This window comes from Pseudomonas sp. UBA6276 (assembly GCF_002438365.1).
Classification (GTDB): Bacteria; Pseudomonadota; Gammaproteobacteria; order Pseudomonadales; family Pseudomonadaceae; genus Aquipseudomonas; species Aquipseudomonas coleopterorum.
Genome location: NZ_DJUS01000040.1, coordinates 1 through 10,688, shown reverse-complemented (window position 1 = coordinate 10,688; position 10,688 = coordinate 1). Strand labels below are relative to the sequence as shown.

Below are 10,688 nucleotides of genomic sequence, written 5' to 3'. Positions count from 1 at the left end.
GAGCCGATGGCGCGGGTGGCGCTGGTGTATTGCCACGGTGAGCATTTCACCGCAGGGCTGGATCTGACGGCGGTGAGCACGCGTCTGAGCCAGGGTTGGCAGGTGCCGCCCGGCGGCTGCGATCCCTGGCGGGTGTCCGGCGGGCCGGTGGTCAGCAAACCGGTCATCGTCGCGGCGCAGGGGTACTGCCTCACCGTGGGCATCGAGCTGATGCTCGCAGCCGACATCAACCTGTGCGCCAGCAATACCCGCTTTGCCCAGATGGAGGTGCAGCGCGGGCTGTTCCCGTTCGGCGGCGCCACCTTGCGCCTGCAACAGATTGCCGGCTGGGGCAATGCGATGCGCTGGCTGCTCACTGGCGATGAGTTCGATGCTCACGAGGCGCTGCGCCTGGGCCTGGTGCAGGAAGTCATGGCCAGTGAGGACCTGCTGCCCAACGCGCTCGCCCTGGCCCAGCGGATTGCCCGGCAGGCGCCGCTGGGCGTGCAGGCGACCCTGGCGTCGGCGCGCCTGGCGATCAGCGACGGCGAAGTGGCCGCCAGCCGCCAATTGGCAGCGACCACGGGACGGCTGTTCGCCAGCGAGGACGCGCGCGAGGGCCTGGCGGCGATGCAGCAGCAGCGCCCTGCCGTGTTCGTCGGCCAGTAGCAGGGGGCATCGAGTCGACGCGGCGTCTCAGGTCGCCGGGCGGATCAGGTCGATCAGGCTCTGCAGGGAATAGCCCAACTGCGGCGCCAGGGCTTCGGCACGCAGGCGCAGACCGGGCAGGTCCAGCTGCTGCTCGATATCGGCCGGTACCATCACGATCACGTTGCCCTCCTTCACCGGCAATTCCCAGTAGTGGCGCTGGTAGAGCCCACGTAGCAACGCAGCGCCGAGCGGCTTGCCATCGTTGCCGGCCCACTGGTTGATGATCAGCCAACCGTGCGGGTTCAGGCGTTGCTGGCACTGTTCGAGAAAGCGCCAGGCCAGGTGCGCGGGCGCCGGGCCGTGATCGGTATACAGGTCGACGAAGATCAGGTCGGCGGTTTCGGCGCTGGGCAGCAGTTCCAGTGCGTCGCCGACCCGGATGTACAGCCTGGGATCGTCTTCCAGGCCCATGTATTCGATGGCCAGCCGGGGCACGTCGGGGCGCAGTTCGATGCATTCGACGTCTTCGAGTGGCAGGAACTTGAGGCAGGCCTGGGTCAACGTGCCTGCGCCGAGGCCCAGGAACAGGGCGCTTTCGGGTTCGGCATGGCACAGTGCGCCCACCAGCATGGCCCGTGTGTAGTCGTACTCCAGCCAGCTGGGGTCGGCGGTGAAAGTGCAGCTCTGCTCGATGGCGTCACCGAACTCCAGGAAACGGTAGTCCGCCACTTCCAGCACGCGGATCATGCCCCAGGCGTCGTGCACCTCGGCCAGTACGTGCTCGGTGCGTTCGCGGGGTTGCAGGGTGTCTTGATCTTCCACCTGAGGGCTCGTCGCGGCGAATTGAAGCGCCGATTGTGGCATTAATCCACCGAAACCGGGCACCCCGTGCGGTCGATTCGAGCTAGACCCTGAACACTAAACCTTGAACAGCAGCAGGACCGCGCACAGCAGCAGGAATACGCAAAAGCTGCCCCGCAGGACTTTTTCCGACAGGCTGTAGGCGATCTTCACGCCCCAGCTGATGCTCAGCAGACCACCCACGGCCATCGGTATGCCCATGGCCCAGTCGACGTGATCGTGCACCGCGTAGGTCAGCAGGGTCACGCTGGTACTCGGCGCAGCGAGGGCCAGCGACAGGCCCTGGGCCATGATCTGGGTGGTGCCGAAGACGCTGGTCAGCACCGGCGTGGCCAGCACAGCGCCACCGACGCCGAAGAAGCCGCCGATTACCCCGGAAAAGCCACCCAGTACGCCCAGCCATGGCCAGGCATGACGCATCTCGCCCGTGCCACTGACCGGCCGTAGAAACATCTGCGCGATGTTGTAGACCACCAGCGCCAACAGGAACACCACGAAGCCCACTCGCATCGATCCCGGGTCGAGCCCGGATGCGAGCATCGAGGCCAGCCAGGCGCAGACCAGACCACCCACGGCCAGGGGCAAGGCGTGCCGCCAGGGAATGGGACGACGCTGGTGGTAGCGCCACATTGCCAGGAGCACGTTGGGCACCACCATCACCAGCGACGTGCCCTGCGCCAGTTGCTGGTCCACGCCGAACAGCAGGCCCAGGGCCGGAATCGCGATCAGGCCGCCGCCGATGCCGAACACGCCGCCCAGCGTGCCCATCGCCGCACCCAGTGCAATGTAGAGCAATGTTTCGAACATACCGCCTCTCTCTATCCGGGGTGCACCCTCAAGCCGAGCATCCTACCAGTGTGACCGCCGTCGATGGGCATGCACGTCGGGCACAACCTCGAACGAACTATGGGCGATGTTTGTAGCTCGAAATCAACAGCAGCCTCATCACGGAACGAGCGAGCCGCCAGCCCTGCCATCGGCGAATCGCGCAATGCTCTCGCACTATTGGAAAAAGGATCAGCATGAACACCGAATCCACTCATGACAGGGCAGTCACCGCGGACGACAGCCTGCTGCTGGATAATCAGCTGTGCTTCTCGTTGTACTCGACATCGCTGTTGATGACCAAGGTGTACAAACCCCTGCTGCAAGCGCTGGGCCTGACCTACCCGCAGTACCTGACCATGATGGTGTTGTGGGAACGAGACGGCATGACCGTGGGCGAAATCAGTACGCGGCTGCTGACCGACCCCGGCTCGCTGACGCCCCTGCTCAAACGCCTGGAAGCCGAAGGTCTGCTCAGCCGTACCCGCAGCAAAGATGACGAACGCGTGGTCATCGTCGAGCTGACGCCCCAGGGCCGGGCCCTGCGCGACCAGGCCGAGTCCGTGCCGCTGAACATCGTCAAGGCCAGTTGCCACAGCAGCGCGGAGCTGCGTGCCTTGCAGGCCAGCCTGCTGTCGTTGCGCAAGAACCTGCAACAAGGGCTCTGACAGCCCGCCCGAATACTTGGCGCGCAGGTGCTATCATCGCGCATTACCTGCCCCAAGGACCGAAAGCGCCCCATGGATTATCGCAAGCCTTCAGATCGCAAAAGCATGCACTCGCGGATCGTCCAGGAACTGGGGATGCAAATCGTCTCCGGTCGCTTCAAGCCCGACGACCGCCTGCCCGCCGAAGCCCTGCTGTGTGAAGAGTATGCGGTGAGCCGCCCGGTGCTGCGCGAAGCCACCCGAGTCCTGGTGGCCAAGGGTCTGGTGTACTCCAAGCCGCGGGTGGGCTCGGTGGTCAAGCCACGCCGTGAATGGCACATGCTCGACCCGGACGTGTTGCATTGGGTCATGCAAAGCACGCCGCAGAACGAATTCTTCGCCCTGCTGACCAGCGTGCGCACCATCATCGAACCGGCAGCAGCGGCGCTGGCCGCCCAGCATGCCACCGACGCCGAGGTCGCATCGATCGGCGAGGCCTACCAGCGCATGGAAGCGGCCGGATCGGTCGACGACGTGCTGCAGCCCGACCTGGATTTCCACAGCCGAATCGCCGACGCCACCCACAACGACCTGCTCGCGCACCTGTGCAACATGCTGTCGCTGGCGCTGCGCGAGGCCCTGCGTCATTCCAACCAGCGGCCCAACCTGCACGAGCTGGCGCTGCCGCGGCACAAGGCGATCCTCACCGCCATCGAGAACCGCGACGCCCTGGGCGCCAGGCATGCCACGCTGGTCCAGCTGGACGACGCACGCAATGCACTCAGTGTGGTGCTGGGGCGGGCCGAAGCGCTGTAGGCCGGACCAGCAGCCACGCCAGGGCCGGTAACAACCACAAGGCGCCAAGCATGTTCCACAGCAGCATGAAGGTCAGCACCAGGCCCATGTCGGCCTGGAACTTGATGTCCGAGAACACCCAGGTCACCACCCCGCATGCCAGGCACAACCCGGTGAACAGGACCGCTCGCCCGGTGGATCGCAACGTCTGGTAGTAGGCCTGCTGCAACGGCAGTCCGGCGCGCAGGTGGCTGGCCAGACGACTGTAGAGGTAGATGCCGTAGTCCACGCCGATGCCCACGCCCAGGGCGATCACCGGCAAGGTGGCGACTTTCACGCCGATCCCCATGAACGCCATCAACGCGTTGCCCAGCACCGAGGTCAGCATCAGCGGCAGAACGATGCACAGGGTCGCGGCAAAGGAACGAAAGATCAGCAGGCACATGACCGCGACGCACAGGTAGACCAGCATCAGGACCTGTGGCTCACGGGCCTGGATGACCTGATTGGTCGCCGCTTCGACTCCGGCATTGCCGGCGCCCAGCAGGAACTGCAGGTTGTCGCGATCATGTTGCGCGGCGAACGCCTGGACCGCGTCCACCACGCGGTCCAGGGTGAGGGCCTTGTGATCGTCGAGATAGATCAGGATCGGCGCCAGCGAACAGTCGGCGTTGTACAGACCCTCTGCCCGTGCGACGGCACTGTTGAGCACGGCCGCGTTGCGGCTCAGCGTTTCCCACTTGAGGTTGCCCTCGTTCATGCCCTTGATCGTCTGCCGCGCCACACTGACCAGGGAAACCGTCGACTGCACCCCAGGGGTGTTGTTCAGGGTCCACATCAGGTCGTCGATGGCCGCCATCGTCGGGTAGGTCGAGCAGCCTTCGACCGGTGTCTTGACCATCACCACCAGCACGTCGGCGCGGGTAGCGTAGTGATCGATGATGAACCGGTTGTCGCTGTTGTAGCGTGAATCGGGACGCAGTTCGGGCGCGCCCTGATCGAGATCGCCGATCTGCAGGTTCTGGCCATACCACAGGCCTGCGGCGCCCACCAGCACTGCCATGACGATCAAGACCGCTGCCGCGCGCGGGCTGGCCACGCGTGAAAAGGCGCGCCAGAAAGCCTGCTCGCGCGCACTGTCGGCCACTGCGCGTGGCCGAATGCCGATGTAGGAAATCACCACAGGCAGCAGGATCAGGTTGGTGAAGACGATCACCGCAACGCCTATCGAGGCACCGATCGCCAGCTCGCGGATGACGCCGATGTCGATGACCAGCAAGGCGATGAAACCCACGGCGTCGGCCAGGATGGCGACCATTCCAGGCAGGAACAGCTGCCGAAAGGTCCGTCGCGCGGCCGTCAGCGCATCATCGGCAGTGCTCGCGTGCAGGGCGATGCCGTTGATCTTCTGCACCCCGTGGGAGATGCCGATGGCGAAGATCAGAAACGGCACCAGCATCGAATACGGATCGATCCCGAAACCGATCGCATGCATCAGGCCCACTTGCCAGACCACGGCCACCAGGGTCGCGGTCAACACGGCCACGGTGCTGCGCACGCAGCGGGTGAATGCGTAGAGCAGGAGCGTCGTGATGAGCACGGCCACGGCGAAGAACGCGGCCACTTTCATCAGGCCATCGATCAGATCACCCACCTTCTTGGCAAAGCCGACGATGTGCACCTTGATCTGCGGGTTGCGCGCCTGGAACTGCTCGCGAATGCGATCTTCGAGCTGATGGGAAAACTGCTGGTAATCGAGTGCCAGCAACCTGTCGGGACGTTGCGGATCAGGATAGCGTTCAAGCAGCGGCACCTCGATGATGCTCGAACGAAAATCGTTGGCCACCAAGCGGCCGACCTGCCCCGAGCGCAGCACGTTGCTGCGCAGGGCCTCCAGACTCGCCGTCGTGCCGTCGTAGCGCTGCGGGATCACCTCGCCGCCGGCGAAGCCCTCCTCGGTGACCTCGGTCCACCGCACGCTGGGACTCCACAGCGACTTCAAGCCGGCACGGTCCACACCTGGCAGGTAGAACACTTCGTCGTGGAGCTGGCGCAGGGTTTCCATGTAGGCCGCGCGGAAAATGTCCCCGTCGGTGGCCTGCACCGCGATGCGTACGCTGTTGCCCAAGTGGGCGAGATCGTCGCGGTGGGCGAGCATGTTCTCGATGAACGGGTGCTGCAGCGGGATCATCTTTTCGAAGCTGGTGGCCGGGCGAATCAAAATGGCCTGCCAGCACAGCACGAGACTGATCAGCAGGCACAGGGCAATGACGGCGGGACGGTGATTGAAGATCAGCCGTTCGAGCCACGACCCTTGCTGCTCATCGAGCGCAGGTGGAGGCTGGGGCACCTCACCTTGAGAGCCCGTCACGGTGCCACCGGCGCGCCGTCGCCGTCGACGCGTTCCAACCCGCCCTGCCCGGCCAGTACCCAGCGATCCGGTCCGGCCGCTGTGACGCCTGCCAAGGCCCGCCGGTCGGCGCGGCGGTAGAGGCTGAAACGGTGGCCATGGTCACGACTGCGCAGGACGCTGCCAGCGTTGCCCACCAGCAGGATTTCGCCACTGTCCAGCCGCGCCGCCCCGGCCAGGCCGGACGCCAGCACGCCCTGGGCGTCGCTCACCTCCACCGATTGCCAGCTGTCGCCGAAATCCTCGGAGCGATACAGGCTGCCGCGCAGGCCGTAGATCAACAGAGTGCGCGGCAGTCCGGTGTCGATCACGCCGAACCAGGAGCCGGTGTAGGGGCTGGGCACCGCGGTCCAGCTCGCGCCAGCATCGGCGGAGCGGTACAGACTGCCTTGCTCGCCGACCACGAACAGACCGCCGTCCGGAATCATGGCGATGCCGTTGAGGTGGTACTGATCGTCGTTGGGCAGGCGCTCGCTGACCTCTTTCCAGGTCTGCCCGCCGTCGCGGGTCTGCAGAACCAGGCCATAGGCACCGATGGCGAAGCCGTCGTCGACATCCTGGAACCACACATCCAGCAGAGGTGCTTCACGGTCTGGATCCTCGTGCTGTTTGCGCCAGCTGATACCACCGTCGGAGGTGGCCAGGATCACCGCGTCATGACCCACCGCCCAGCCATGCTGGCCGTCGACGAAGTACAGCGCGGTAAGCAGTTGTCGGGTCGGCACGCGAGCTTGCTGCCAGGTCAGGCCCCGGTCTGCCGAATGCAGAATGTGCCCACGCTCACCCACGGCAACCAACCGCTGACCGGCCTGGACGACGTCCAGCATCAGGCCGTGTTCGGCGCGGCTCGATGCGATGGCGTAGTCGTCTGCGGCGCACGCTGGCAGTACGCCCTGCGAGACGATCAGGCACACACCGAGCAGGCTGCTCGCCAACCGACCCCACGACAGCGGCCCGCGCCGGGCGATCACCGACCGCGCAGCCACAGCCGAAAACGCGAGATGAACTCGGGCACGGCGCTGAAGAGGTAGGCATTGACGCCCAGGTTGGCCAGCGACACCACCAGAAACAGCTGGGGGATGGTCAGTTTGGCCATGCTGAGCAGGACGATGGACAGGATCGCCGACACCACCATGAACAGCGCGTTGAGGATGTTGTTGGCGGCGATCACTCGGGCGCGCTGGTCTGCGGCGGTGCGCGACTGGATCAACGCGTACAGCGGCACGATGTAGAAGCCGCCGAAGACGCCCAAGCCGAGAATGTCGAGCAAGACCCACCAGGTCTGACCCTGTCCCAGCGCCCCAATCCAGGTCTGAGGCGCAGCCGCTGGCACGTGGCCGCTCGAATGCCACCACAGCAGCAGCCCGAACAGTGTCAGGCCAAGCGCGCCCAGCGGCACCAGGCCCATCTCGACCCTGTGCCGGGACAGCCGTTCGCACAGCATCGAGCCCAGGGCGATGCCCACGGAGAACACGGTCAGGATCAGGGTGACCACGGTTTCGTCACCGTCCAGCCACTGCTGGGCGTAGGCCGGAATCTGGGTCAGGTAGATGGCGCCGACGAACCAGAACCAGGAATTGCCGATCAGCGAGCGCGAGACCGCCCGGGTCTGCCCCAGGCCCAGGCACAAGGTGACCCAGGTCTGCCGGGCGATATTCCAGTCCAGGACCAGGCCCGGATTGGCGGCGCTCACCGGCGGTATGGCACGGCTGGCGAGATAGCCCGCCAGCGCCACCAGCAGCACGGCGCTGGCCACGACACCGGCGTGATTGGCGGCAGACATCATCACCCCGGCACCGATAGTGCCCGCCAGGATCGCCAGGAATGTGCCCATTTCCACCAGGCCGTTGCCCCCGACCAGTTCTTCGGGGCGCAGTGCCTGGGGCATGATCGAGTACTTGACCGGACCGAACAGCGCCGAGTGGGTGCCCATGGCGAACAGCGCGGCGAGCATCAGCCACAGGTGGTCGAATGCGAACCCCACCGCGCCCACTGCCATGATGACGATCTCGGCCAGCTTGATGGCGCGGATCAAGCGGTGTTTGGGAAATTTTTCACCGAACTGCCCGGCCAGCGCCGAGAACAGAAAGAACGGCAGGATGAACAGCAGCGCGCAGAGATTGACCCAGACGCTGCGGTCGCCTTCGATGGCGAGCTTGTAGAGGATCGTCAGGATCAGCGATTGCTTGAAGATGTTGTCGTTGAAGGCACCCAGGGCCTGGGTCACGAAAAACGGCAGGAAACGGCGCTTGCCGAGCAAGGCGAACTGCGACTGCTGACTCATCGATCCTGTCCCTGAATGATGCCGGGTGGGCTGGCCATGGGGGTAGTGTGACGTGGCGACGAGGCCCTGTACGGCATTCATGACCTGCACTTGAGAGGTGTCTTCGTCGGCGCACAGCATAACCCTATACCGTCCATCGCCCAACTGGATGACAGCGGTTGCGACCATGGTCGGCACTGACGTCGCAGCGCCTGCCGTGCGAGACTGGCGGATGCCCGTTGCGATGGGCGCCTGCCCGTCCCGTTCCGGAGTCATCGATGTCGTTGTCCAGCGGATTGATCGCCACCGTTGCCCTGGCCTACATGGCCGTGATGTTCGCCATCGCCTTCTATGGCGACCGCCGCAGCGCGCCGCTGCCGCCACGGGTGCGCGCCTGGGTCTACAGCCTGTCGCTGGCGGTGTACTGCACCAGCTGGACGTTCTTCGGCGCGGTGGGCCAGGCGGCCGAGCAGCTCTGGGCGTTCCTGCCGATCTACCTGGGGCCGGTACTGCTGATGCTGCTGGCGCCCTGGGTGCAGCAGAAAATGGTGATGATCAGCAAGCAGGAAAACATCACCTCCATTGCCGACTTCATCGCGGCGCGCTACGGCAAGTCGCAGAGCCTGGCGGTAGTCGTGGCGCTGATCTGCCTGATCGGTGTGCTGCCCTACATCGCCTTGCAGCTCAAGGGCATCGTGCTGGGCGTGAACCTGCTGATCGGTGCCGGTGCCGACGCCACCGGCACCCGCGTGCAGGACACCGCCATGGTGGTGACCCTGGTGCTGGCGCTGTTCACCATTCTCTTCGGCACGCGCACACTCGACGTCACCGAGCACCACCGCGGCATGGTCCTGGCCATCGCCTTCGAAGCGCTGGTCAAGCTGTTCGCATTCCTGGCCGTGGGCATCTTCGTCACCTACGGTCTGTACGACGGTTTCGATGACCTGCTCGATCAAGCCATGCTGGCGCCACGCCTGGAAGCGTACTGGAAGGAAACCATCAACTGGCCTTCGATGGTGGTGCAGACCGGCGTGGCCATGATGGCCATCCTCTGCCTGCCCCGGCAGTTCCACGTCACCGTGGTGGAGAACACCGACCCGCAGGACCTGCGCCTGGCACGCTGGGTGTTTCCCGCCTATCTGATCCTGGCCGGGCTGTTCGTGGTGCCGATTGCGCTGGCCGGGCAGATGCTGCTGCCCAGCTCGGTGATTCCAGACTCGTTCGTCATCAGCCTGCCCCTGGCCGAAGCCCATCCGGCCCTGGCTTTGCTGGCGTTCATCGGCGGCGCGTCGGCGGCCACCGGCATGGTCATCGTCGCCAGCGTGGCGCTGTCGACCATGGTCTCCAACGACATGCTGCTGCCGTGGCTGCTGCGTCGGCAGAGTGCGGAGCGGCCTTTCGAAGTGTTTCGCCAGTGGATGCTCAGCGTGCGCCGGCTGAGCATCGTGGTGATCCTCTTGCTGGCCTATGTCAGCTATCGCCTGCTCGGCTCCACCGCCAGCCTGGCCACCATCGGCCAGATTGCCTTCGCCGCCGTGACCCAGCTGACGCCGGCGATGCTCGGTGCGCTGTACTGGAAGCAGGCCAACCGGCGCGGGGTTTTCGCCGGGCTGGCGGTGGGCATCTTCCTCTGGTTCTACACCCTGGTGCTGCCGGTCGCGGCGCACAGCCTGAACCTGCCGCTGAACCTCTTTCCCGGCCTTGCCTGGATCCACGGCAACCCCTTCGGTTTGCCGATCACCCCTTTGACCCAAGGTGTGGTGTTGTCGCTGGCCGGTAACTTCATCCTCTTCGCCTGGGTTTCGGTGCTGTCGCGCACCCGTGTCAGCGAGCACTGGCAGGCCGGGCGTTTCATCGGTCAGGAGATCAACGCCGGACCCCATGGGCGCTCGCTGCTGGCGGTGCAGATCAACGACCTGCTCAACCTGGCCGCGCGCTTCGTGGGTGAGGAGCGTGCGCGGCAGAGCTTTCTTCGCTACGCCTATCGCCAGGGCAAGGGCTTCAATCCCAACCAGAATGCCGACGGCCAGTGGATCGCCCATACCGAACGGCTGCTGGCGGGCGTGCTGGGCAGTTCGTCGACCCGCGCGGTGGTGAAGGCGGCCATCGAAGGTCGTGACATGCAACTCGAAGACGTGGTGCGCATCGCCGACGAAGCCAGCGAGGTGCTGCAATTCAACCGCGCGCTGTTGCAGGGCGCGATCGAAAACATCACCCAGGGCATCAGCGTGATCGATCAGTCGCTGCGCCTGGTGGC

At 65.2% G+C, this 10,688-nt stretch carries 8 protein-coding genes and 1 pseudogene; 4 read left to right on the top strand and 5 right to left on the bottom strand.

Features of this window, described 5'->3' with window-relative positions:
- On the top strand, positions 1-648 hold a 648-nt coding region (locus B2V21_RS04625; RefSeq protein ID WP_286916152.1), incomplete at its 5' end, for a crotonase/enoyl-CoA hydratase family protein.
- A gap of 27 nt (positions 649-675) precedes the next feature.
- On the opposite strand, the gene B2V21_RS04620 is transcribed toward B2V21_RS04625, so the two are convergent.
- Positions 676-1,377 (bottom strand): spermidine synthase, encoded by a 702-nt coding sequence (locus tag B2V21_RS04620; RefSeq protein ID WP_286916155.1) that lies wholly within the window; start codon positions 1,375-1,377, stop codon positions 676-678.
- A gap of 171 nt (positions 1,378-1,548) precedes the next feature.
- Positions 1,549-2,298 carry a sulfite exporter TauE/SafE family protein gene (locus tag B2V21_RS04615; protein ID WP_049861020.1) on the bottom strand — a complete coding sequence of 250 codons (750 nt, stop codon included), beginning with the start codon at positions 2,296-2,298 and terminating at the stop codon, positions 1,549-1,551.
- A gap of 215 nt (positions 2,299-2,513) precedes the next feature.
- Between B2V21_RS04615 and B2V21_RS04610 the strand changes: the two genes are divergently transcribed.
- Both B2V21_RS04610 and B2V21_RS04605 read left to right on the top strand, forming a co-directional pair.
- On the top strand, positions 2,514-2,984 hold the full coding sequence (locus B2V21_RS04610) for a MarR family winged helix-turn-helix transcriptional regulator (protein WP_049861021.1): 471 nt from the start codon (positions 2,514-2,516) through the stop codon (positions 2,982-2,984).
- Between the two features lie 72 nt (positions 2,985-3,056).
- On the top strand, positions 3,057-3,779 hold the full coding sequence (locus B2V21_RS04605) for a FadR/GntR family transcriptional regulator (RefSeq protein WP_049861022.1): 723 nt from the start codon (positions 3,057-3,059) through the stop codon (positions 3,777-3,779).
- On the opposite strand, the gene B2V21_RS04600 is transcribed toward B2V21_RS04605, so the two are convergent.
- The 3 genes and pseudogenes from B2V21_RS04600 to B2V21_RS04590 all read right to left on the bottom strand — a co-directional run.
- Entirely contained in the window at positions 3,745-6,108 is a 2,364-nt protein-coding gene (locus B2V21_RS04600) for an efflux RND transporter permease subunit (protein WP_286916154.1), read from the bottom strand. The two genes, B2V21_RS04605 and B2V21_RS04600, sit on opposite strands and share 35 nt — an antisense overlap.
- A gap of 17 nt (positions 6,109-6,125) precedes the next feature.
- Complete coding sequence (locus tag B2V21_RS04595; RefSeq protein WP_414708354.1) at positions 6,126-7,139, bottom strand: WD40/YVTN/BNR-like repeat-containing protein; 1,014 nt, start codon at positions 7,137-7,139, stop codon at positions 6,126-6,128.
- Positions 7,140-7,147: 8 nt separating this feature from the next.
- Positions 7,148-8,452 (bottom strand): annotated as a pseudogene (locus tag B2V21_RS04590) (MFS transporter); the annotation flags it as partial.
- Positions 8,453-8,709: 257 nt separating this feature from the next.
- Here B2V21_RS04590 and B2V21_RS04585 point away from each other — a divergent pair.
- Positions 8,710-10,688, top strand: a 1,979-nt coding sequence (locus tag B2V21_RS04585) for a sodium:solute symporter family protein (protein ID WP_286916151.1), incomplete at its 3' end; no start/stop codon positions are given.